The organism is Sphingobium sp. TomMM7A (assembly GCF_055397305.1).
In genome coordinates this window covers 277,580-300,328 of sequence record NZ_AP027311.1, presented here as the reverse complement: position 1 = coordinate 300,328, position 22,749 = coordinate 277,580, and the positions used below count along the sequence as shown (strand labels likewise).

Sequence of the window (22,749 nt, the reverse complement as noted above, 5' to 3'; positions counted from 1 at the left end):
CCGTCTTGCCCTCTTTCCTGCCCTCGCCTAAAGGGTCCGTTCATGCCCGACATAACCGTTCCCCCCACCTCGTCCGACCTGACCGGCCGGGCGTTGTTTCCGCATCGGCATCTTCTCTCCATCGCCGACCTGAAGCCTTGGGAAATCCGTTTCCTACTGGATGAGGCGGAACATTGGGCGCGGACCAACCGGGGCAATGCGCGCAAGCATGACGACCGCCTAGCCGGTATGACGCAAATCAATGCCTTCTTCGAAAACAGCACCCGCACCCTGCTGTCGTTCGAAATCGCGGGCAAGCGTCTGGGCGCCGACGTCGTGAACATGCATGCCGGGCAGTCGAGCGTGAAGAAGGGCGAGACCCTGATCGACACGGCCATGACGCTCAACGCCATGGCCGCCGACGTGATCGTCATTCGTCATGCGAGTTCGGGCGCAGTTGCCCTGATCTCGGACATGGTGGACTGCCCGGTCTTGAATGCTGGCGATGGCTGGCACCAGCATCCAACCCAGGCCCTGCTTGACGCCCTCACCATCCGCCGCCGCAAGGGAGGATTTGAGGGCCTTGTCGTCGCGATTTGCGGGGATGTGCTGCATAGCCGCGTCGCGCGCTCCAACATGCTCTGCCTCGCGGCTCTGGGCGCGCAGGTACGGGCCGTCGCGCCGCCGACCTTGATGCCGCCGGAGGTGGAGATGCTGGGCGCCACGCCCTATAATCGGATGGACGAAGGGTTGGATGGCGCCGATGTCGTGATGATGCTGCGCCTCCAGAATGAACGGATGGACGGCGCCTTCATCCCCTCGCCTCGCGAATATCATATGCTTTACGGCCTGACGCCCGAACGGCTCGCCATTGCCAAGCCGGACGCATTGGTCATGCATCCTGGCCCAATGAACCGCGGCGTCGAAATATCGAGCGTGGTGGCGGATGATCCGGATCGCTCCGCCATCACGGAACAGGTGGAAATGGGCGTAGCCATCCGCATGGCCTGTCTGGATGTGCTGACCCGTGGCGCACGCGGCGTGGAGGGTTGGGCATGAGCAAGCTTGCCATCATCAACGCGAAGCTGGCTGACCCCGCTGCCCGCGACGTCCGCACTGGCGCGATCCTGATCGAAGGCGATCAGATCATCGCTTCGGGCAATGTCGATGTGCCGGACGACGCGGAAACGATCGACGCCGCCGGGCTGGTGGTGGCTCCGGGCCTCATCGATCTGGGCGTGTTCGCTACCGACAAGCCTGCCTTCCACTTCGGCGGGATCACGCGGGCCGCCCTGATGCCCGACCAGTCCTCCCCGCTGGATGAGGCTGGCCTCATCCGTCAGGCCGCGCGCGCGGGAAAGCCCGATTTCTGGGTGCATCCGATCGCTGCTGCCACGCGGGGCCTCAAAGGCGGCGAGCTGGCGGAAATCGGCATGATGCAGGCAGCGGGCGCCAAGGCGGTGGCTACAGGGCGGCAATGGATAGCGGATTCAGGCGTGATGATGCGGGTGCTCGCATATGCGTCGGGCCTTGGCCTGACCGTCATCACGCATGCCGAAGACAGCGGCCTCGCGGGCAAGGCAGTCGCAACCAGCGGCGAAACGGCGACCCGGCTGGGCCTTCCCCATGCACCTGCATGCGCCGAAGCAATCGCGATCGCCCGCGACCTCATGCTGGCGAAGGAAACGGGCGCCGCCATCCACTTCCGGCTCGTGACGACCAAGGCGGGCTTTGACCTCATACGCGCGGCAAAGGCCGAAGGCGTAAAGGTCACCTGCGGGATCAGCCCTGCCTATCTTTACCTTGCCGACAATGCCGTCACCAACTTCCGCACCTTCGCGCGCCTGTCGCCTCCACTAAGGTCGGAGGATGACCGCAGGGCCTCGATCGTCGCGGTCGCCGACGGGACGGTGGATGTGATCACTTCCAGTCACGACCCCCGTGGCCCCGAGGATAAGAGGTTACCCTTCGCCGACGCTTCTCCCGGCATGGCTGGAGCCGAGACGTTGCTAGCCCTATCGCTGAACCTCGTGCGCGAAGGACATCTGTCGATGACGCGCCTGATGATGCTGCTCAGCGCCAATCCGGCCCGCATCCTGGGCGTCGATGCGGGAAGCTTCGCGGCCGGTAGCGCCGCCGACCTCATCTTCATCGATCCCGACGCGCCATGGATCATAGATTCCACGAAAATGGCGGCGCAGGCGGGCAACACGCCCTTCGACCGGATGCCGGTACAGGGCCGCACCCGCCGCGTGATGAAAGGCGGCATTTTCCTCTAAAGTTTCCTGCTTGCTCTCCCCCGCAGGCCACGCTAAAGCGCCCTCCTTCGCCGGTACAGGAGTGTAGCTCAGCTGGTAGAGCGTCGGTCTCCAAAACCGAATGCCGGGGGTTCGAGTCCCTCCACTCCTGCCAGGTCGCTGAGCGCTGATCCTTGATTTTTCAAAGGTTCGCGGTTAGTTGCCCCAGCGAAGATGGGTCGCGGAGCCAGCGGCCGCACCCCGGGACGCCGACATGGCGGGGTCCGGAGGGCGGACTGTTGCTTCGCGCTTTGGTGTTTGTTCGAAAGTTGTTGAGGCAGTGATGGCGAAGGTTTCTCCGGGCGAATTCGTCAATCAGGTGAAGACCGAAGCGTCGAAGATCGTGTGGCCCACGGGCCGTGAAACGGTCATGACTGCGGTGATGGTCGGTATCATGACCACGCTGCTCGGCCTCTTCTTCTTCGGCATCGACACCTTTTTCGGGGCGATCGTTCGCTGGCTGCTGGCGTTCGCCGCCGGACGGGCTTGAAGTTTTGGATTACCGCGATTTCCCAGTAAATCGCCTGGTAGGAGTTTGAGACGGTAACATGGCGCGCTGGTACATCATCCACGCCTATTCGGGCTTCGAAAACAAGGTCAAGGAATCGATCCTGTCCGAAGCCGAGCGCATGGGCCTCTCCCAGCTGGTCGAACAGGTGGAAGTCCCCACCGAGACCGTGACCGAAGTGAAACGCGGCAAGAAGGTGCAGGTCGAACGCAAGTTCATGCCGGGCTACGTCCTTGCGAAGCTCGCGATGAACGACGACATCTACCACCTCGTCAAGAACACGCCGAAGGTCACCGGATTCCTCGGTTCGTCGGGTAAGCCGCAGGCGATCAGCGAAGGCGAAGCCGCCCGCTATTTCGGTGCGCAGAAGGCCGCCGAAGCCGCGCCCAAGCACAAGGTCAGTGTCGATTACGAAATCGGCGACAGCGTCAAGGTTCTGGACGGCCCCTTCGCCAGCTTCAACGGCACGGTCGAGGAACTGGATTTCGAAAAGAACCGGGTCAAGGTGTCCGTGTCGATCTTCGGCCGCGCCACGCCGGTCGAACTGGACTTCGAACAGGTCGAACTGTCGAAGTAAGAATTCCCCTCTCCCGCAAGCGGGAGAGGGCAGCGAGACTTACCGAGCCGCAAGGCGAGGTTGGTCGCAGCGGGAGAGGGCTAACCCCCTCTCCAACCTACGCTAGCCAGCAAACTGGCAAGCTACGGTATCCTCTCCCCTGAAGGGGCGAGGATAATAGTGCGGAAGGCATCCCCAGGGATCGCTGCTTGACCGCTAAACTTGAACCGGGCGGGTCGCTTGCGATCCTCCCAGCAACAGAGTGATTGAAAATGGCCAAGAAGATTACGGGCTATATCAAGCTCCAGGTGCCCGCTGGAGCCGCCAACCCCTCGCCGCCGATCGGTCCGGCGCTGGGTCAGCGCGGTGTGAACATCATGGAATTCTGCAAGGCGTTCAACGCCTCGACGGAAAAGATGGACAAGGGCACGCCGCTGCCGACCATCATCACCGTCTATGCGGACCGCTCGTTCAGCTTCGTCACGAAGCAGCCGCCCGCCACCTATCTGATCAAGAAGGCCGTTAACCTGAAGTCGGGTTCCAAGGAGCCGGGCAAGGTCGTCGCTGGCAAGATCACCCGCGCCCAGCTCGCCGAAATCGCGCAGGCCAAGATGGTTGACCTGAACGCGAACGACATCGACGCAGCGACGAAGATCATCGAAGGCTCCGCTCGCGCGATGGGCCTCGAAGTGGTGGAGGGCTAAGACCATGGCAAAGCTGACGAAGAAGGCGAAGGCTCTCGCCACTGCGGTTGACCGTGAGAAGCTGCACGGCGTTGACGAGGCGCTGGGCCTGATCAAGACCCACGCGACCGCCAAGTTCGACGAAAGCGTCGAAATCGCGATCAACCTGGGCGTTGACCCGCGTCACGCCGACCAGATGGTCCGTGGCGTCGTCACCCTGCCCGCAGGCACCGGCAAGGACGTTCGCGTCGCCGTGTTCGCCCGTGGCGACAAGGCTGAAGCCGCGACCGCCGCTGGCGCCGACATCGTGGGCGCCGAGGATCTGCTGGACAGCATCCAGGCTGGCAACATCGACTTCCAGCGCGTCATCGCCACGCCCGACATGATGGGCCTGGTCGGTCGCCTTGGTAAGGTTCTAGGTCCCAAGGGCCTGATGCCGAACCCGAAGCTCGGCACCGTCACTCCGAACGTCGCTGAAGCCGTGAAGGCCGCCAAGGGTGGTCAGATCGAATTCCGCGTCGAAAAGGCTGGCATCATCCACGCCGGTCTCGGCAAGGCCAGCTTCTCGGCCGAAGACCTGCGCAAGAATTTCGACGCCTTCGTTGACGCAATCGTCAAGGCGAAGCCGTCGGGTTCGAAGGGCAAATATGTCCGCAAGATCGCCCTATCATCGTCGATGGGTCCGGGCGTGAAGGTCGATGTGGCGGAAGTCGCTTCGGTCTGATCCCTCGCAATAGTTAATATAGGGGCCGCCTTCCCTCTTTGCGGGGGAAGGCGGCCTTCTTATTTGGGTGCCTTCCGGCACCCATTTCTGCCTTGAGCAGAAGTCCCTCAGGGACGGTGTGAACTTCGGGGTGTGTGACCTTGCATCCCGGGCTCCGGCAGCGGCCGAAGCACATCAGGTCATCATGTATCCGTCGGGAATGGCGGGTCGCTTTACCGACGGAAAATATAATGTCTTTTGAACATCTCCCCCCCCTCCTCTCGGACGCCCTGACGCGAAAAGGCTATGAAAGCCTGACCCCCGTCCAGGCCGAAGTCACCCAGCCCGAAGCGGAAGGCCGCGACCTCATCGTCTCGGCGCAGACCGGCTCAGGCAAGACGGTCGCTTTTGGCCTTGCCATGGCGGGCGAACTGCTGGGTGAAGAAATGCGCCTGCCCGTAGCGGGAAAGCCGCTCGCGCTCGCCATCGCCCCCACCCGCGAACTGGCGCTGCAAGTCAGCCGTGAACTGGAGTGGCTCTACGGCGAAGCCCGCGCCCGCATCGCCACCTGCGTCGGCGGCATGGACGCCGCCAAGGAACGCCGCGCCCTTTCCCACGGCGCGCACATCGTCGTCGGCACCCCCGGCCGCCTGCGCGACCATCTCGAACGCGGCGCACTGGACTTGTCAGGGCTCAAGACCGTCGTCCTCGATGAAGCTGACGAAATGCTCGACATGGGCTTCCGCGAAGATCTGGAAGAGATTCTAGACGGCGCGCCCGAAGGCCGCCGCACCCTCCTCTTCTCCGCCACCATGCCGAAGCCGATCGTTGCGCTCGCCAAGCGCTACCAGCAGGACGCGCTGCGCATTTCGACTGTCAGCGACGAACGCGGGCACGGCGATATCACCTATCAGGCCGTGACGGTCGCCCCCGCCGACATCGAGAACGCGGTGGTCAATCTGCTGCGCTATCATGAGGCAGAAACCGCGATCCTCTTCTGCGCCACCCGCGACAATGTCCGCCACCTCCATGCCAGCCTCACTGAACGCGGTTTCGCCGCCGTGGCGCTGTCGGGTGAGCATAGCCAGAATGAGCGCAATCATGCGCTGCAAGCCCTCCGCGACCGCCGCGCTCGTGTGTGCGTGGCCACCGACGTCGCAGCGCGCGGTATCGACCTTCCCAACCTCAGCCTCGTCGTGCACGTCGAAATCCCGCGCGATGCAGAAACGATGCAGCACCGTTCCGGCCGCACCGGGCGCGCAGGCAAGAAGGGCACGGCTGTCCTCATCGTCCCCTACCCCCGCCGCCGCCGTGTCGAATCCATGCTGCGTGGCGCCAAAATCCCGGTCGAATGGGGCACTCCGCCGAGCAAGGAAGCGATCCAGGAGCAGGACAATTCTCGCCTGCGCGAAAAGCTGATGGAGCGCGCCGAGCTGGACGAGCTGGATTGGACACTGGGCGCCGAGTTGCTGGAAACCAAGTCCGCCAAGGAGATCGCGGCGATGCTGGTGAAAAGCGCCCGCGCCGCCCTCCCCGCGCCCGAAGAACTGCTCGACGCCAGCGAAGCCCCGCCGCGCCGCGATGGGCCTCGTCCGGGCTTTGAGGATACCGTCTGGTTCCGCATGGACATCGGCCGCCGTCACAATGCCGACCCGCGTTGGATCCTGCCGCTGATCTGCCGCCGAGGCCATGTGTCACGCCAGGACATCGGCGCGATCCGGATCGCCGCCAACGAGACGCTGTTCGAAATCCCCAGCGCCATCGTTTCCCGCTTCATCGGCTCGGTAAAGCGCACGGGCGAGGCGAGCGACGAGGGCGCTGAAGTCCAGTTCGAACAGATTGAGGGAACACCTCGGGACACAGCGCGCGAGAACCGCCGCGAAGGGCCGCCACGTGGCAAGGGCCGCCCGAATGAAGGTCGTGGTCCGAAGCCAGCTTATGGCGCCCGGCCTTTCAAGGGCGGCCCCCGCAAAGGCCCGCCTCGCAAGCCACGCGGATAAGACACCGCTCCCAAAACAATGTGCTCCTGGCTTTACAGGAGCACATTGTTGACTGAGACAGCCTCAACCGACGTTCAGCCCGCGCCGGATAACTGAAGCATCCGCGCTGCCAGCTCACGCTCTCCCATGACGACATGGGGCACGCCAATCCCTTCCAGATGCGCGACCTCTGCATCACTATGCGCTCGCGCAATCACCTGCAGGTTGGGATTGAGGTGACGCGCATGCTCATGGATCGCACCACCTTCAAACCCTTCCGGCACCGCGATCAGCAACCGTCGAGCCTCGCAAATGCCAGCAGCCATCAAATAACGGTCCTCCAGTGCACTTCCCCGCACTACCGGATGGCCCGCCTCCGCGGCCTCCTCTGCTCGTTCCGGGTCCGTCTCCAGCACAACGAAATGGGCATTGCGTTCGGACAGGCGCTCCGCAATCATCTTGCCGACCCGGCCATATCCGACCAGGATCACATGTCCGATGTGCGGACGCTGGCGCGCCTTTTCCGCTTCTGCTTCTTCCTCAATCTCCTCCTTCTTATGCGCCCGCACGATCATCGAGAAGATGAACGGATTCAAAAAGATCGACACAATCGCGCCCGCAAGGATCAAGTCGCGTCCTTCCGCAGGCAGCACGCCCAAGCCAGTGCCCAATGTGGCGAGGATGAAGGAAAACTCGCCGATCTGCGCCAGGCTCGCCGCGATCGTCAGCGCAGTATCTCCCGGATGGCCGAAGGCGCGCACGATCGCGAACGCGGCGATAGACTTACCGACGATGATGATCGCTACAGTGGCCAGCAATGGTAACGGCTGTTCGACGAGCACTGACGGATTGAACAACATGCCCACCGACACGAAGAACAACACAGCGAATGCGTCGCGCAGCGGCAGCGTTTCCTCCGTCGCGCGGCGGCTAAGCGGCGTCTCGCCCAGGATCATGCCCGCGAAGAAGGCGCCCAAGGCAAATGACACATCGAACGCCACGGCCGCGCCGAAAGCCACGCCAAGGGCGATGGCAAGCACAGCCAGGCGAAACAACTCCCGCGATCCGGTGTGAACTACCCAGTGCAACGCCCAAGGAATGACCCGTCGGCCCACCACAAGCATCAGGGCGACAAAACCGGCCACCTTCAGCAGGGTACTCAGCAGCGGTGCCAGCAGGTCACCCATCCCGGCCGATGCGTCTGCATTGTTCATAACCTTCGCCAACGCGGGTAGCAGTACCAACGCCAGCACCATCACCAGATCCTCGACGATCAGCCAGCCAACAGCTATGCGCCCCCGCCGCGTCTCCACAAGATCCGCCCCCTGCAAGGCGCGCAGCAAGACGACCGTACTCGCGACCGAAAGAGCGAGGCCGAACACAATGCCGCCCATCACTGGCCAGCCCATATAGTGCGACAGTCCCATGCCGAGCAGCGTTGCCACCGCGATCTGCCCAATGGCGCCGGGTACGGCGATATTCTTCACCGACAGCAAGTCACGCAGCGAAAAATGAAGTCCCACCCCGAACATCAGCAGAATGACACCGATTTCGGCCAATTCGTTGGCCAGACTGGTGTTGGCGACAAAGCCTGGGGTGAAAGGACCAACCATGATCCCCGCGATAAGGTAACCGACAAGCGGCGAAAGTTTGAGACGATGGGCAATGGCACCCATTATGAAAGCAACAACGAGGCCCGCGACGATTGTTCCGATCAGGGGCGTGTGATGAGGCATGGACGTCCTTCCCTGTCTGCCGGTGCGGCCCTCTGAACCTTCACCGGCAGCCTATCATATTTTCATTCTGCGACCGCTAGCATAGCGGCTGACGGCAGCACCCAGCCCAGTGAACACGGCGGGTATGAACCACCATGGCGGCCGTCGGTTGCTGCGGCGTGACTGTCTGCGGGTCATGGATCTCTCCTGCCTGACGATTAACGGAGTGGGCGTTAAGTCAGGGCAGGCGGAGCGCGAGCGTGAAAGGCGTGTGAAATACCCCCGCGCAAGAGCGAGGGGCGGGTGCGGACATATGAGGGATTAGATCGCGACCACCCCACGACGGCCAACAGGCCCGCTACAGATACCAACCATGGCATCAATGGCGATAACAAGGGGTTGTCGCCCGAACCATCGGGCTGGGTCAGGCGGTAGTCGGCCGGTGCCGATTGGGTCCGGGCCTTCAGCACCACGCCTGTGGTGGCGGGATTGAACGCCGAGCCCGTTGCTATGCTGGACGGCGGCCCCAATGGCGTCAGGGCACTTAATAACGCAACACCGATCGCCATCCACAGGGTCAGCATGAAGAGAAGCCTGCCTCTCATGCTGCCAGTACTATACGATGTCGGCATCATGCGCGTCGGGTTCCCTTCGAGACGGGAAGATAGGCACTGACCTGCGCAAAAACCACCCTTAAGAAGGGGGCTTCCCGGTTGACATAAGCGAGTCAGTCCACTACCGGGCCACATTCCCGCGCGGGTCAACAGGATGTCATGTCCTCGGCGATTTGCGTAAAGCAGATTTGAACAAGAAGAGAAGAGCCATGTTCGCAGTCGTGCGCACGGGCGGCAAGCAGTATCGCGTCGCCGCCGGAGACAAGATCGTCGTCGAGAAGCTGGCCGGTGAGGCTGGTGATAAGGTGACGCTGGATGACGTCCTGTTCGCCGGCGAAGGCAGCGACGTGAAGGACGCCAGCAAGCTGACCGTCGCCGCCGAAATCATCGCGCAGGCGAAGGGCGAAAAGGTTATCGTTTTCAAGAAGCGCCGTCGTCACAATTACCGCCGCAAGAACGGCCATCGCCAGAACCACACGATCCTGAAGATCGTGTCGATCGCCTGAGCCGCAGTCCAGTTTCGAGGAGTTTGAGTCATGGCACATAAGAAAGCTGGCGGTTCATCGCGCAACGGTCGCGATTCGGAATCGAAGCGCCTTGGCGTTAAGAAGTTCGGCGGTCAGGAAGTGATCGGCGGCAACATCATCATTCGCCAGCGCGGCACGCGCGTATATCCCGGCCGCAATGTTGGCATGGGCAAGGATCACACCCTCTTCGCACTGGGCGAAGGTCGTGTGGTATTCCATACTGGCAAGCTCGGCCGTAAATATGTGTCGGTCGATGCCATGGCTGAAGCAGCCGAATAACGGACGTTCAATGACGGATCGTCCCTCATCATTGGGGCGATCCTTCCGGAAGATGGTCTTGGACCATCTCTGATAATCCGAGGGAAAAAGGGGCGCCCCATCCGGGAGCGCCCCTTTTTCCGTTCGGCGGCACCTCCCCTCATTTTCCCTCAAACCTCTGGAACCCTGAGCCTTCTCACGCGTCATGCGGGCGGGGCACAGCCAGAGGAAAGAAGTCGTCAAGCCGTAACTTTTTACGGCCATTGGCGTGTCGATCAGAGGAGAGATTTTCAAATGTTCGCCCGTACCCCCCGCCTGCTTCTGAGACCCGGCTGGATGGAAGACGCATCCGCGCTGGCCGAAGCGATTGGCGATCCGGCGGTCCTGCGCAACCTTGTCCGCGTGTCGGCGCCCTATGACATTGATGACGCGCGCAGCTTCCTTGCCCTTCCGCAGGATACACGCCTGCCACGTCTTCTGGCTTTTTCCCGCACTCGCGGTGCTCCGCGCCTGGTCGGCGGGTGCGGCATCCATTTGACCGAGGATGGCACGCCTGAACTCGGCTATTGGATAGCGCGTCCCTATTGGGGGCTGGGCTTTGCGACGGAGGCCGCCAGCGCGGTGTACGGCATGGCCCGAGCAGCTGGCGTCAGCGGGATTCGCGCAGCGCATTTCGCTGACAATCCGGCGTCAGGCAATGTGCTTCGGAAAATCGGCTTTCGTTACACCGGCCGGGTGGAGCAACGTTACAGTCCGGCGCGTGGAAATACGGCTGAATGCCTGATTTTTGAAGAAGGCGTGCCCGGGCGCATGATGATTGATCCTGCAATGGACCTTTATCACGACGCCATGCCCGCGCTCGCGGCCTGAACGAAGAAGGACGGCGTCGGCAGACGCCGTCCCGCATGGAAAAGGTGAGTTTCGAGCGATAGCAGACGGCGAGGTTTAATTCCGCGTCATAAGCGGCTATGGGCCAGCCCATGCATTTTCTGGATCAGGCGAAAATATACATAAAATCCGGCTGGGGTGGCCCCGGCGCGGTCAGTTTCCGGCGTGAAAAATATGTCGAATATGGCGGCCCTGATGGCGGCAATGGCGGCAAGGGCGGAGATATCATCTTCGAAGCCGTAGCTGGCCTCAATACCCTCATCGACTTCCGCTACACCCAGCATTTCAAGGCGCAGCGTGGGATGCCGGGTGCGGGAAAGAATCGTTACGGCGCAGGCGGAAACGACCTCGTCGTCAAGGTGCCCGTGGGAACGCAGATCCTGTCCGATCCCCAGCCTATCGAGGGCACCGAGGACGAGGATGGTTATCCCGACTATGAAGATCAGGAGCTTCTCGCCGACTTCACAGAGGTAGGGCAACGCTTGGTCCTGTTGCGCGGGGGCGATGGCGGCCGGGGCAACCTGTCTTACAAGACAAGCACCAACCGTGCGCCGCGACAGCATGGAACGGGCTGGCCGGGACAGGAAATGTGGGTCTGGCTGCGGCTTAAATTGCTCGCCGACGTGGGTTTGGTCGGAATGCCGAACGCGGGCAAGTCGACCTTCATCAATCAGGTGACCAATACGAAGGCCAAAGTGGGGGCCTATGCCTTTACCACCACCAAACCGCAGCTCGGCGTCGTCACGCACCGTGACAAGGAATTCGTCCTGGCAGACATCCCTGGCTTGATCGAGGGTGCAGCCGAAGGTGCGGGCATCGGCGACCGATTCCTTGGCCATATCGAGCGCTGCCGCGTGCTGCTGCACCTCGTTGATGCCACTGGGGACGATCCGGTCGAACAGTTCCGGATCGTGCAGGATGAACTGGAAGCCTATGGCGAGGGGCTCGCCGACAAGCCGCAGATCGTCGCGCTTAACAAGGGCGACCTGCTCGGGCCGGAATTGATGGAAGACATCGCCGCCCAGCTCCGGCGGGAGGCTGGCGTGGAGAAGATATTCATCATCTCGGGCGCGACTGGCGAAGGTGTGCAACCGCTGCTGGATGCTGTCCTGCCATTGCTTGCGGACGGCAGGCCGATGGAGGAAGAGGCCAGTGACGAAGGCGACGCTTCATGGTCGCCGATCTGAACACTCCTCACTCTCCACTTATACTTCACGTTCCAGGCGGACGGAACTGATTCCCGTGACTTCCTCTCTTTCAGGCTTCCCCCCCTCTCAAGTTCGGCGACTGGTCATCAAGATCGGCTCAGCCCTGCTGGTCGATGGGAATGGCGAGGTTCGCGAAGCGTGGCTCCGAACCTTGGTCGAAGATGTCGCTGACCGCAAGGCAGCCGGGCAGCAGATCATTATCGTTTCATCAGGCGCAATTGCGCTGGGCGCACGGCGATTGAAGCTGCCGAAGGGTGGGCGTGGCAGTCTGGAAGACGCTCAGGCCGCAGCGGCAACGGGACAGATCGCACTGTCGCAATGTTGGGCTCGGTTGTTGCAGGACAAGGAGATCACCGCCGCGCAGATGCTGGTGACTCTGGACGATCTTGAGCATCGGCGGCGCTATCTGAATGCGTCTGCGACTTTGGAACGCCTGATCACACTCAATGTGGTGCCGGTGGTAAATGAGAATGACAGCGTCGCCACAGCGGAGATCCGTTTTGGCGATAACGATCGGCTGGCGGCACGTATCGGACAGGCAGCACGGGCCGACGCGGTGGTGCTGCTTTCCGACGTCGATGGGCTTTACACCGCCAACCCGCATGTCGATGCGAGCGCCATGCTGATAGACACAATCGAGCGCATTGACGCGCGGATCGCAAATATGGCGGACAGTGGATCCGCCTCTGGAATGGGATCGGGAGGCATGACCTCCAAGATCGAGGCGGCGCGGATCGCGACAGGGGCCGGAGCGCATCTCGCCATCATTTCCGGCAAGGTCGATGCTCCGCTGTCACATTGGATCAATGGTGGCAAGGGATCGATCTTCCTCGCGGCCCCTGCCAAGCGGGCGCGGAAGGGATGGCTTGCCGGGCGTTTGACCGTTCGCGGGCGCATCATCGTCGATGCCGGTGCGGAAAAAGCGTTAGGACGCGGGAACAGCTTGCTGCCTGCGGGTGTGGCGAAGATAGAAGGCGCATTCGTGCGAGGTGATGTCGTTGATATCGTCGCGCCGGATGGCCGAGTGATCGCGCGTGGGCTAAGCGAGTATGACAGCGAGGAGGCGGCGAGGGTCGCAGGCAAACGCAGTGAGGATATTGCGGCTTTGCTGGGCCACCTGCCCCGATCCGTACTCGTTCATCGCGACCAGATGGCCATGGTCTGATCCCCATGAAATTACGCATCGCCATGACCGGCGCGACAGGTTTTGTCGGCGCCGAAACGCTCAATCAGGCTTTGGACGCTGGGCATCATGTGACAGCCATCACCCGAAAGGCGCAGCCGCCTCGCGCCCGGCTAAAGTGGGTGCCCGGATCGCTTGAGGACCGTGCGGCGCTGAACACACTGATACGCGACGCCGACGTGGTGGTCCATATTGCAGGCGTCGTAAACGCGGCCGATCGCGACGGGTTCGAGGCCGGGAACGCGCGTGGGACGATGGCGGTCATCGATGCCATGCGGCAGCGCGGGGTGCGGCGATTGGTCCATGTGTCCTCGCTTGCCGCGCGGGAACCAAAACTGTCCGACTATGGCTGGTCCAAAGCGCTCGCCGAACGTCACGTCAAGGCGAGCGGACTGGATTGGACGATCGTGCGCCCGCCTGCGATCTATGGGCCGGGTGATCGGGAAATGCTGGAGCTGTTCCGGATGGCCAAGCGGGGCATCATGCTACTACCCCCGGGTGGACGGCTATCCCTGATCGAGGTCAGCGACCTCAGTCGGTTGCTTCTGCGGCTTGCTGGCGAGACGGAGATGAGCCTTGCTCACAGTTATGAAGCGGACGACGGCACGCCGGGCGGATGGGACCATCTGGACTTTGGACAGGCGATCGGACGAGCGGTCGGAAGGCCCGTGCGGACTTTTTCCACGCCCAACTGGGCACTGGGCCTCGGCGCGCGGCTGGATCGCATGCTGCGGGGCAAAGGCGCGAAACTCACGCAGGATAGGGTCAGCTATTTCTGCCATCCCGATTGGGTGGTCACAAAGCGCAAGCAGCCTCCCAAAAAATTGTGGGTGCCTGAAGTTGCTACCGAAGAGGGATTGAAAGCAACAGCGGACGCTTACCGCGCAAAGGGCTGGCTATAGCGATCAGTCGCTTTCGGCGTCCGACTTTCTGGCGCGGCGTTCGGCCACGAATTCGCTGATGGCTTGGCCGCTGGCGTTGAGCAGCGGATAGGTGCGGGCGTCGGAAAGCCAATCGGGGCGGCGCTCTCCGCTGCCGTAGAAGGTGTCGTAGGTCAGGCTGAATGCGAGGAAGACCAGCGTTGCGCCGATCAATCCCTTGATGGCGCCGAAGCCGCCGCCGAGGACGCGATCGATGGGGCCAAGAATCGACTGGCGGGTGCGGCGGCCGATGGCGTGGGCGAGGAGTTTTCCTGCGCCGAAGGTGATGCCGAACACAAGAAGGAATGCGAGAATTGACGCGCCTCCGGTGGTTCCGACCAGGGGGGTGAGGAGTTCGGTGGCGGAGGGGTGGAAGAGGCGGATGGCGAAGATGCCGAGGACCCAGGCGATCAACGAAAGGGTTTCAAGAACGAAACCACGAAGCAAGCCCAATACGGCGCACCCGCCGATGGCGAGAAGGACGAGGATATCGACGGCGTTCATGAGCGCCGGGCTATCCGCGGCCGAGCATCTGGTCAACCAGTTGGCTTAACGCGCGGTAGCCGCTGACCGCTATTCCCTTCACCCCGTCAGCGACTGCTGAGGGAACATAGGCGCGTTCAAAGCCAAGCTTGGCCGATTCGCGCAGGCGCAGCGGGGCATGAGCGACGGGGCGGATTTCCCCCGAAAGCGCGATTTCGCCGAAGAGGACCAGATCGGCGGGCACCGGCCGTTCCGCGAGCGCCGATATGAGCGCGGCGGCAACCGCCAAGTCGGCGGCGGGATCGGACAGGCGGTAGCCGCCAGCGACGTTCAGATAGACTTCGCAGGTGGAGAAGCTGAGGCCGCAGCGCGCTTCCAGTACGGCGAGGACCATGGCGAGGCGGCCGCTGTCCCAGCCCACCACCGCGCGCCGGGGCGTGGCGCCGCTGGACAGGCGGACGACGAGCGCCTGTATCTCCACCAGAACGGGGCGTGTGCCCTCCAATGCAGGAAAGACGGTCGCGCCCGTAACGGTTTCGTCACGATGGGTGAGGAACAGCGCCGATGGGTTGGAGACTTCCTCCAGCCCCTCCGCTACCATCGCGAATACGCCGATCTCGTCGGTGCCGCCGAAGCGGTTCTTGATCGCGCGCAGGATGCGATATTGATGGCTGCGCTCGCCTTCGAAGCTCAGCACCGTGTCGACCATATGCTCAAGAACGCGCGGCCCGGCGATGCTGCCATCCTTGGTCACATGGCCGACGAGGATGACGGCTGTGCCGCGCTGCTTGGCGAAGCGGATGAGTTCCTGGCTGGATGCGCGCACCTGACTGACGGTGCCCGGCGCGCCTTCGATAAGGTCGCTGTGCATCGTCTGGATGGAGTCGATGACGAGCAGCGCGGGCGGCTCCCCCTCCCCCAGCGTGGTCAGGATGTCGCGGACGGAGGTTGCGCTGGCGAGTTGCACGGGCGCGTCGCCAAGGCCGAGGCGCTGCGCCCGCAGGCGCACCTGATCCGCCGCTTCTTCACCGCTGATGTAAGCAACGGAAAGGCCGCGCGCGGCGATGCGGGCGGCCGCCTGAAGCAACAGGGTGGACTTGCCGATCCCCGGATCGCCGCCGATCAACGTGGCGGAACCCGGAACGATGCCGCCTCCCAAGGCGCGGTCGAACTCCGCGATGCCGGTGCTGGTGCGCTGGGGCAGTTCAACCTGACTGTTCAGGCCTACGAGGGTCAGGGCGCGTCCGCCGCTTTGCAAATCATGGCGCGCGGAAAAGATGGTCTCGGACGCTTCCTCGACAATGCTGTTCCATTCGCCGCAGTCATCGCATTGCCCCTGCCAGCGGGAGGAGAGCGTGCCGCACTGCTGACAGACGAATTTGCGCTTTGCCTTGGCCATGGGGGAGCTATGACTTGCCACGGTGAACGTTTCAAGAACAAAGAACGGATGGACCACCCCCCCTCGCCCCGCCCGCCTTATGACGAAGAAGTTTGGAGACCGTCCAAGAGCGCTGGAAACTCATGCGGATGTGGCGCATTGTCTCGCCATGAAGTCGTTACGCGTTGCCAGCTATAATATCCGCAAAGCCATTGGCACCGACCGCCGCCGCAGCCCCGAACGAGTGCTGGAGGTGCTGGGAGAGTTGGACGCGGACGTGATCGCGCTGCAGGAAGCGGATCGCCGATTTGGCGTTCGATCGGCCGCCATTCCGCCGTGGCTGCTGGAATCGATGAGCCAATATAAGCCGGTGCCGTTGAACGTGCATGTTGATTCGATGGGCTGGCATGGCAACGCGATATTGGTGCGGAAGGAGGCGGAGATCCGCACCCATGACGTGCTGCACCTGCCCTGCCTGGAACCGCGTGGCGCGACGATGGCGGAGGTTGAACTGGGCAAGTCGAAGCTGCGCGTATTTGGCATGCATCTCGACCTGTCGGGGCTGTGGCGACGCAAGCAGGCGGCGGCGGTCATCCATGCGGCGGCGCAACGAGACGCAATGCCGACCGTGCTGATGGGCGATCTCAACGAATGGAGCGCCAATCGGGGGTGTCTGGCAGACTTTGCGCGCCATTATAGTTTCGCGCCTTGCGGACGGAGCTTTCATGCGCGGCGGCCCGTGGCGCATCTCGACCGGATCATGCATTGCGGGCAATTGAAGCTGGTGGACAGCGGCGTGCATGACAGTGCGGCGTCGCGCAAGGCTTCGGATCATTTGCCAATCTGGGCGGAGTTTCGGTTGTGAGTTCGGTGTTTTCGTTCGGACTGGACCTGACGAAGCCTTTGCCTGTGGTATCAAGGACAAGTGAAGCCCCCTTAGACTGCCTGCTTGCAGCAGGCGCTCAGGACAGGCTTCGACAGGCTCAAGGCGAACGGGGGATGGGTTCCGGACAAGGCCGCAGCACTTGCAGCGTAGGGCTTAGGAGTCGCGCCGCATGAAGGAGCGCGAACTTCGACTGGCGCTGGTCTGCTATGGGGGGATCAGTCTGGCCGTCTATATGCACGGCATCACCAAGGAAATCTGGCGGTTGGCGCGGGCAAGCCGGGGTTTCCATGACGGCACCCCGAGCAGCAAGGGCAGCGAAGCGGTTTACAGGGAGCTGCTGGAAGACCTGGAAGCGGCAAGCGGCATCCGGTTGCGCGTAATGCCCGACATCATCGCCGGGGCGAGCGCGGGCGGCATCAACGGCATATTTCTGGCGCAGGCGATCGAAACCGGCCAGTCGCTCGAGCCATTGACCGATCTGTGGCTGGAAAATGCCGATGTGGAGCAGTTGCTGGACCCGGATGCGCGTCCAGCGCGGCGGATCAGCAAATTCTGGGCAACGCCGCTGGTGTGGATGGCCGCGCGGCGACCCGGCGACACAGTGGAGAGAACCGTCGCACCCGATACGCGCGAGGAGGTGCGGCACAAGCTGTCGAATTTCATCCGGTCCAGATGGTTCGAACCGCCCTTTGGCGGTGAAATCTTCACGGCGATGATGCTTGACGCCTTCGATGCGATGGAAGCGGCCGAGCGCGGGCCACCGCTGTTGCCCGAGGGGCACCCGTTGGACCTGTTCGTCACGGTCACGGATTTCGAAGGCCATCCGCAAAGCCTAAACCTCAACAGCCCGCCCCAGGTGGTGGAAACCGAACATCGCCTTTCCATCGGTTTCCACGCGCGGGGGCGTGGCGACCGGCTGTTCGCCGACCCGGCCGAGTTGGTATTCGCCGCGCGGGCGACGGCGAGCTTCCCCGGCGCATTCCCCCCCTTCACGGTGCGCGAACTGGACCGCGTGCTGAAACAGCGGCACCGCGCATGGCCGACCCGGGACGCGTTTCTGGCCCATGCCCTGCCGCGCCATTGGGCGCGCGGCAACGCGGAGGACGCGATACTGATCGACGGATCGGTGCTGGCGAACGCACCCTTCGCACAGGCGATCGGCGCTCTCCGCAACCGTCCGTCGCGGCGCGAGGTGGATCGGCGCTTCGTCTATATTGATCCGAAGCCGGGCCGTCGATCGATCCGGCTGAACCGGGAGGGCGAGCAGGAAGACGCGACGCCAGAGGACAAGGCTCAGCTGCCCGGTTTCTTCCGCACGATTTTCGGCGCGCTCAGCGACATTCCGCGCGAGCAGCCGATCCGCGACAATCTGGAAGCGATCGATCGCCATTCTTCGCGCATTCGCCGGATGGTACGCATTCTGAATGCCTTAAGGCCGGGGATCGAGGCGGAGGTCGAAAACACGATTGGCGGCATGCTGTTCCTTGACCGTCCGACGCCCGCGCGGCTGTCCGCCTGGCGCGCGAAGGCGCAGTTGCGGGCGGCGAACTCGGCAGGCTTCGCCTTTCCGGCCTATGGTCATCTGAAGCTGTCGGGCATCGTCGAGGATCTGGCCGGCTTGTTGTTCCGCCTGAGCGATGAGGACAGCCCGTTGATGCGGGAAAATTTCCGGCAGGCGCTGTGGTCGCATGTCCGGACGATCGGCGCGGACAAGCTGATCGAGGATGTCGGGCCAGGATCGCCGCCGGTCGCCTTCTTCCGCACCCATGACCTGAGTTTTCGCATCCGCCGCCTGCGCTTTCTGGCTCGGCGGCTGGCCGACACGCTGGAAATCGATTCTGAGGCCGGCAACGGCGCGATCCAGAAGATGCACGACGCCATCTATGAATCGATGGCGCATTATACAGAATGCGAAGGCACCGATTTCTATAATGGCGCGATCCGCGCCGCAGCCAAGCAGGTGCCCTCCGACCCGGCGGCGGCGCTGGACGCGATCGCACAGGTACGCGACCTGAAGGCCCGGGATGATGTGGCGGAGATGATGCTGGCCGACGCGCTCGCGGGACTTCCCAAGGCGGAGCGGCGGATCATGCTGCTCTCCTATCTCGGCTTCCCCTTTTACGACATCGCCACCCTACCGTTGCTCCAGGGCCACGCCATGGAAGAATATGATCCGGTGAAGGTGGACCGGATTTCGCCTGAGGACTGCAGCGCCATCCGGTCAGGCGGGGCAGAAGCAACGCTAAAAGGCATTGAATTCAATAACTTCGGTGCATTTTTTAGCCGGGCCTATCGGGAGAATGACTATTTATGGGGACGCCTTCATGGTGTCGAACGGCTGTTGGATATCGTAATTTCCGCATTACCCGCGGCAAGCCGCCTTTCGGAAGAACGCGTGCGCGATTATAGGCAAGCCGCATTCATGGCGATTCTCGATGAGGAGGAACAGCGGCTACCGCATGTCGCTGATCTCATTGCCATTTTGCGGGAGGAAATCGGTGGGCGCACGGGTGGGGCTGGTTCCATTGGTGATGATTCTGGCGCTGACCGCGGCTTGCCGTGACGCGTCTGGCGATGCCGCGTCCACGGACAATGTGACTGCCCCAGAGCCCGTGCTTTCCGCCAACGCTATCGAGGGTGAGCCGATCGAGGTGGTCGCGGCGCCGCAGCGCCCTTCGGCCGAGGTAACCGTGCAGGCGCAGCCCGCACCGCGCGGATCGCTGGACCTGCCTCCCTCTCCCGACGCTGCGCTGGCGACGCCCTTCCCGCAGGAAGTCACCAGCTTCATGGTCGATCGGGACAGTTGCGACCATTTCCGGGGCGAGAAACCCTATGATGGGGAAAGGCGCGTGTTCCTGATGGAAAGCATCGCCGAATTATGCACCGGCACCGACGCGAAACTCGCCATGCTGCGCCGCCGCTATGCTGGTGACCCGGCAGTGACCGCTGCGCTGCATGGTTATGAGGATCGCATCGAAGGGCAACCCTGATCGAACCGTCGGCTCAGGCGGGGAGCAGTGCGTCGATCGCCTTTGCAAGATCTATGTCACGGCGCGACAGGCCGTCGGCGTCATGCGTCGTCAAGGTGATGTCCACGCGGTTATAGACGTTGAACCATTCGGGATGGTGGTTTGCCTGCTCAGCCAGAAGCGCGACGCGGGTCATGAATCCGAACGCGGCATTGAAGTCGGCAAAGGTGAAGCGCCGCTTGATGCCTTCGGGGTTGTTCACCAGCGTCCAATCGGCAAGAGAAGCAAGCCCCTGCGCCCGTTCGTCGCCGGACAGTTTACCAATCATGGCTCTATCCTCATAATATTGTTTCGCCTATGTCGCAGCCATGTCAGATGCCGGTCAACCCCCTCTTTTCGCGCCAACCGTAGCGCAGATCGAACGACTGGCGCTTGAGGCGCTGGGGCGCTTGCCCGACCCTTTCCGGTCCCATCTGTCCAACGTGGTCCTGTTCGTCGAGGATTTTGCCGACGAACGGATATTGAAGGAGATGGAGATTGACGACCCGTTCGGTCTGACCGGCCTTTATACCGGGCGGCCGGTGGGGGAGCCCGAGCAGACGGGAGACGGCCCGCCCATGGTGCATCTTTTCCGGCGGCCGTTGCTGGATGAATGGGTGGAAACGGGCGTGCCGCTCGACGCGCTGATCACCCATGTGGTGGTGCATGAAATCGGCCATCATTTCGGCCTTTCTGACATCGATATGCACGTGTTGGAGGACATGGTCGCGCCATGAGCGACGCGGCGCTGCGCCTGTCGGGCATCGCCTGCGCGCGTGGCGGGCGGCTGCTGTTCCGGGGCGTCGACCTGGCGCTGGAGCCGGGGGGCAGCGCCCTGCTGCGTGGGCCGAACGGGATCGGCAAGTCGAGCCTGATGCGCATTTGCGCGGGGCTGCTGCGGCCGATGGCAGGGACGATCGAGCGGCGGGGCAGGATCGCGCTGGCCGATGAGCGGCTGGCGCTGGATCTGGAAGAGCCTTTGCGCGAGGCGCTTGGTTTTTGGGCGCGGCTGGACGGCGTCGATGGGAGTGCGCTGGACCGGGCGCTGGAGGCTATGGCGCTGGGGCCGCTTGGCGGGATTCCGGTGCGGATGCTCTCGACCGGGCAGCGCAAACGGGCGGCGCTGGCGCGGGTGATTGCTAGTGGTGCTAGGCTGTGGCTGCTGGACGAGCCGGGCAATGGGCTGGACGATGCGTCGCTCGGGCTGCTCGGGACAGCGGTGGCGGCGCATCTGTCGGGAGGCGGTATTGTGGTTGCGGCGTCGCATCAGCCGTTGCCGATGGCTTCGCCCGTGGTGATCGACCTTAGCGCCTATGTCGCGGAGGAGGAGGCGTGAGGGTGGTGGCGCTGCTGGTCGCGCGGGACTTGAGGCAGGCATGGCAGTCGGCGGGACTGTGGCTGCCGGTGGCTTTCCTGCTGCTGGTGGCGAGCCTTTATCCTTTTGCAGTGGGGCCGGACGCTGCGCTGCTGCGGCGGTCGGGTGGCGGGATGTTGTGGATCGCGGCGCTGCTGGCGAGCCTGTTGCCGGTGGATCGGCTGGTCGCGCCTGACCGGGATGCGGGGGTGCTTGACCAGATAGCCTTGCGCGGCGTTGGCGATGAAATGGTGATGCTGGCGCGGCTGATTGCGCACTGGCTCGGCTTTGGTCCCGCGCTGATGATCGCGACGTTGCCCGCCAGCGCGCTGCTGAAGCTGGATGGCGCGACGGTCGGGATGCTGGAACTGGGGCTGCTGATCGGCACGCCAGCGCTGGCGGCGCTGGGGCTGCTGGTGGCGAGTTTGACGGCGGGGCTGCGGTCGAGCGGGGCGCTGGCCGGATTGCTGGCGCTGCCGTTGGCGGTGCCGTTGCTGATATTTGGCGCGGGGACGCTGGGCGATGGGAGCGGAGCGGCGCTGAAGTTCCTGGGCGCTGCGTCGCTGCTGCTCGTCGCGATCACGCCCTTTGCAGCGGGGGCGGCGATACGGGCCGGGCGCGAGTGATCGGTTTCGGCGCTTCGCTGCTGTTCGTCCTGATCTGGTCGACAGGGTTCATCGTCGCGCGTGGGACGGTGCCCCATGGCGCGCCGGAACTGATCCTGAGCGTGCGCATGACGCTGACGGCGCTGTTGTTGGGCTTCGTTGCCTGGCGGGCGGGTCAGAGGTTGCCACGGGGCAAGCGGCTGATGCTGCATCTGGCGGCGGGCGCGATGCTGCATGGCGTTTACCTGACCGTCAGTTGGTGGGCGGTGTATAACGGCATGCCTGCTGGCATCATGTCGCTGCTCGGCGCGCTGCAACCATTGATGGTGGCGGTGGCGGGCGCGTTCCTGCTGGGTGATCGGCTGCTGGCGCGCGGATGGGCGGGGCTGGCGATCGCCATTGCGGGCGTGGTTTGCGTGCTGCTGCCTGCCATCGAGAAGTCGGGCGCGGGGGCGGTGCCGATTTTGCCTGCGATCGCTGGAATGCTTGCGGTGGTCGCCATGGCTGTGGGTACGCTGGTGCAACGCGGCTCCATAGCAGGTGACGGCATCTGGATTTCCGGCGCGGTGCAAAATGCAGGCGGTGCGATTGTCCCGATCGCGGCGGCGCTTATTATGGGGGAGGCCCGTTGGGATGGCGCGCCCTTATTATGGCTGGGCTTGGCCTGGTCAGTGCTGGGCCTGTCGGCGGGCGGCCTGTCGCTGCTGATTTGGCTGGTGCGGACGCAGGGACCGACGCGGATGTCGATGCTGTTGCTGCTGGTGCCGCCGCTTGCCGCGGTGGAGGCTTGGCTGCTGTTCGGCGAAAAGCTGGTGCCGGTTCAGTTGGCAGGCTTTGCGCTGGCGCTGACGGGGGTGCTGCTGGGGCGGTCGCAGGGCAAGCGGGAAACGGTTAGCGAACCGGCTTAGGACACGACGACTTTGGGCGTGGGATCAACAGTGGGGTTCTAACGGAGCCCCTTGCCTTCGGTATGAGGGCCTTGCTTGCTTTGAAGAAAAGTAAGGCCGTTGGCTTCGC

The 22,749-nt window shown here is 63.2% G+C and carries 25 protein-coding genes and 1 tRNA gene; 21 read left to right on the top strand and 5 right to left on the bottom strand.

The features are described from left to right. The first annotated feature begins 42 nt into the window (after positions 1-42). The 8 genes from ACZ5ZH_RS01630 to ACZ5ZH_RS01595 all read left to right on the top strand — a co-directional run bounded on the left by ACZ5ZH_RS01630 (position 43) and on the right by ACZ5ZH_RS01595 (position 6,726). Positions 43-1,038, top strand: coding sequence for an aspartate carbamoyltransferase catalytic subunit (locus tag ACZ5ZH_RS01630; RefSeq protein WP_464771967.1), 996 nt, complete (start codon positions 43-45; stop codon positions 1,036-1,038). Next, positions 1,035-2,258, top strand: coding sequence for a dihydroorotase (locus ACZ5ZH_RS01625; RefSeq protein ID WP_464771966.1), 1,224 nt, complete (start codon positions 1,035-1,037; stop codon positions 2,256-2,258). Before ACZ5ZH_RS01630 ends, ACZ5ZH_RS01625 begins: the two co-directional genes overlap by 4 nt. A 57-nt stretch (positions 2,259-2,315) precedes the next feature. Next, positions 2,316-2,391, top strand: a tRNA-Trp gene (locus ACZ5ZH_RS01620). 168 nt (positions 2,392-2,559) lie between these two features. Then, entirely contained in the window at positions 2,560-2,766 is a 207-nt protein-coding gene (gene secE, locus ACZ5ZH_RS01615) for a preprotein translocase subunit SecE (RefSeq protein ID WP_196225490.1), read from the top strand. 58 nt (positions 2,767-2,824) lie between these two features. Further along, positions 2,825-3,361 carry a transcription termination/antitermination protein NusG gene (gene nusG / locus ACZ5ZH_RS01610; protein WP_449471400.1) on the top strand — a complete coding sequence of 179 codons (537 nt, stop codon included), beginning with the start codon at positions 2,825-2,827 and terminating at the stop codon, positions 3,359-3,361. A 251-nt stretch (positions 3,362-3,612) separates the two neighbouring features. Continuing rightward, entirely contained in the window at positions 3,613-4,044 is a 432-nt protein-coding gene (gene rplK, locus ACZ5ZH_RS01605; RefSeq protein WP_037464038.1) for a 50S ribosomal protein L11, read from the top strand. Positions 4,045-4,048: 4 nt separating this feature from the next. Beyond that, entirely contained in the window at positions 4,049-4,747 is a 699-nt protein-coding gene (gene rplA / locus ACZ5ZH_RS01600; RefSeq protein ID WP_196225489.1) for a 50S ribosomal protein L1, read from the top strand. A 230-nt stretch (positions 4,748-4,977) separates the two neighbouring features. Beyond that, positions 4,978-6,726, top strand: coding sequence for a DEAD/DEAH box helicase (locus tag ACZ5ZH_RS01595; RefSeq protein ID WP_464771965.1), 1,749 nt, complete (start codon positions 4,978-4,980; stop codon positions 6,724-6,726). 74 nt (positions 6,727-6,800) lie between these two features. Here ACZ5ZH_RS01595 and ybaL read toward each other — a convergent pair whose 3' ends face one another. Both ybaL and ACZ5ZH_RS01585 read right to left on the bottom strand, forming a co-directional pair. Beyond that, a complete protein-coding gene (gene ybaL, locus ACZ5ZH_RS01590) occupies positions 6,801-8,441 on the bottom strand; it encodes a YbaL family putative K(+) efflux transporter (protein ID WP_460987598.1) in 1,641 nt (546 codons plus the stop codon). 212 nt (positions 8,442-8,653) lie between these two features. After that, positions 8,654-9,004, bottom strand: a complete 351-nt coding sequence (locus ACZ5ZH_RS01585) for a hypothetical protein (RefSeq protein WP_460987597.1) — start codon at positions 9,002-9,004, stop codon at positions 8,654-8,656. Between the two features lie 239 nt (positions 9,005-9,243). Between ACZ5ZH_RS01585 and rplU the strand changes: the two genes are divergently transcribed. The 6 genes from rplU (at position 9,244) to ACZ5ZH_RS01555 (ending at position 14,000) form a co-directional block, all read left to right on the top strand. Continuing rightward, positions 9,244-9,540 carry a 50S ribosomal protein L21 gene (gene rplU, locus ACZ5ZH_RS01580; protein ID WP_340265563.1) on the top strand — a complete coding sequence of 99 codons (297 nt, stop codon included), beginning with the start codon at positions 9,244-9,246 and terminating at the stop codon, positions 9,538-9,540. Between the two features lie 30 nt (positions 9,541-9,570). Next, the gene (gene rpmA / locus ACZ5ZH_RS01575) at positions 9,571-9,840 is read left to right on the top strand and encodes a 50S ribosomal protein L27 (protein WP_007683600.1); all 270 of its coding nucleotides are present in this window, start codon (positions 9,571-9,573) and stop codon (positions 9,838-9,840) included. Between the two features lie 273 nt (positions 9,841-10,113). Next, on the top strand, positions 10,114-10,689 hold the full coding sequence (locus tag ACZ5ZH_RS01570; RefSeq protein WP_460987596.1) for a GNAT family N-acetyltransferase: 576 nt from the start codon (positions 10,114-10,116) through the stop codon (positions 10,687-10,689). 110 nt (positions 10,690-10,799) lie between these two features. After that, positions 10,800-11,894, top strand: a complete 1,095-nt coding sequence (gene obgE / locus ACZ5ZH_RS01565) for a GTPase ObgE (protein ID WP_460987595.1) — start codon at positions 10,800-10,802, stop codon at positions 11,892-11,894. Between the two features lie 55 nt (positions 11,895-11,949). Next, positions 11,950-13,080, top strand: coding sequence for a glutamate 5-kinase (proB, locus tag ACZ5ZH_RS01560; protein WP_464771964.1), 1,131 nt, complete (start codon positions 11,950-11,952; stop codon positions 13,078-13,080). A gap of 5 nt (positions 13,081-13,085) precedes the next feature. Further along, positions 13,086-14,000 (top strand): NAD-dependent epimerase/dehydratase family protein, encoded by a 915-nt coding sequence (locus tag ACZ5ZH_RS01555; protein WP_464771963.1) that lies wholly within the window; start codon positions 13,086-13,088, stop codon positions 13,998-14,000. A gap of 3 nt (positions 14,001-14,003) precedes the next feature. On the opposite strand, the gene ACZ5ZH_RS01550 is transcribed toward ACZ5ZH_RS01555, so the two are convergent. Both ACZ5ZH_RS01550 and radA read right to left on the bottom strand, forming a co-directional pair. Continuing rightward, positions 14,004-14,522: a CvpA family protein gene (locus tag ACZ5ZH_RS01550; RefSeq protein WP_464771962.1), complete on the bottom strand. Its 519-nt coding sequence runs from the start codon at positions 14,520-14,522 to the stop codon at positions 14,004-14,006. A 10-nt stretch (positions 14,523-14,532) separates the two neighbouring features. Then, positions 14,533-15,900, bottom strand: coding sequence for a DNA repair protein RadA (gene radA, locus ACZ5ZH_RS01545; RefSeq protein ID WP_460987591.1), 1,368 nt, complete (start codon positions 15,898-15,900; stop codon positions 14,533-14,535). A 148-nt stretch (positions 15,901-16,048) separates the two neighbouring features. Between radA and ACZ5ZH_RS01540 the strand changes: the two genes are divergently transcribed. The 3 genes from ACZ5ZH_RS01540 (at position 16,049) to ACZ5ZH_RS01530 (ending at position 19,755) form a co-directional block, all read left to right on the top strand. Beyond that, positions 16,049-16,744 (top strand): endonuclease/exonuclease/phosphatase family protein, encoded by a 696-nt coding sequence (locus ACZ5ZH_RS01540; RefSeq protein WP_464771961.1) that lies wholly within the window; start codon positions 16,049-16,051, stop codon positions 16,742-16,744. Between the two features lie 190 nt (positions 16,745-16,934). After that, positions 16,935-19,328, top strand: coding sequence for a patatin-like protein (locus ACZ5ZH_RS01535; protein ID WP_464771960.1), 2,394 nt, complete (start codon positions 16,935-16,937; stop codon positions 19,326-19,328). Further along, the gene (locus tag ACZ5ZH_RS01530; protein WP_464772571.1) at positions 19,297-19,755 is read left to right on the top strand and encodes a hypothetical protein; all 459 of its coding nucleotides are present in this window, start codon (positions 19,297-19,299) and stop codon (positions 19,753-19,755) included. The genes ACZ5ZH_RS01535 and ACZ5ZH_RS01530 overlap by 32 nt, the downstream gene beginning before the upstream one ends. A gap of 13 nt (positions 19,756-19,768) precedes the next feature. Here ACZ5ZH_RS01530 and ACZ5ZH_RS01525 read toward each other — a convergent pair whose 3' ends face one another. Further along, the gene (locus ACZ5ZH_RS01525; protein ID WP_464771959.1) at positions 19,769-20,062 is read right to left on the bottom strand and encodes a 4a-hydroxytetrahydrobiopterin dehydratase; all 294 of its coding nucleotides are present in this window, start codon (positions 20,060-20,062) and stop codon (positions 19,769-19,771) included. 40 nt (positions 20,063-20,102) lie between these two features. On the opposite strand from ACZ5ZH_RS01525, the gene ACZ5ZH_RS01520 reads away from it, so the two are divergent. The 4 genes from ACZ5ZH_RS01520 to ACZ5ZH_RS01505 are packed head-to-tail and all read left to right on the top strand — an operon-like array spanning position 20,103 to position 22,640. Beyond that, positions 20,103-20,510 carry a metallopeptidase family protein gene (locus ACZ5ZH_RS01520; protein ID WP_464771958.1) on the top strand — a complete coding sequence of 136 codons (408 nt, stop codon included), beginning with the start codon at positions 20,103-20,105 and terminating at the stop codon, positions 20,508-20,510. After that, complete coding sequence (gene ccmA / locus ACZ5ZH_RS01515) at positions 20,507-21,109, top strand: heme ABC exporter ATP-binding protein CcmA (RefSeq protein ID WP_464771957.1); 603 nt, start codon at positions 20,507-20,509, stop codon at positions 21,107-21,109. Before ACZ5ZH_RS01520 ends, ccmA begins: the two co-directional genes overlap by 4 nt. Next, positions 21,106-21,753 (top strand): heme exporter protein CcmB, encoded by a 648-nt coding sequence (locus tag ACZ5ZH_RS01510; protein WP_464771956.1) that lies wholly within the window; start codon positions 21,106-21,108, stop codon positions 21,751-21,753. The genes ccmA and ACZ5ZH_RS01510 overlap by 4 nt, the downstream gene beginning before the upstream one ends. Beyond that, on the top strand, positions 21,750-22,640 hold the full coding sequence (locus ACZ5ZH_RS01505; protein WP_464771955.1) for a DMT family transporter: 891 nt from the start codon (positions 21,750-21,752) through the stop codon (positions 22,638-22,640). Before ACZ5ZH_RS01510 ends, ACZ5ZH_RS01505 begins: the two co-directional genes overlap by 4 nt. Positions 22,641-22,749: the final 109 nt, after the last annotated feature.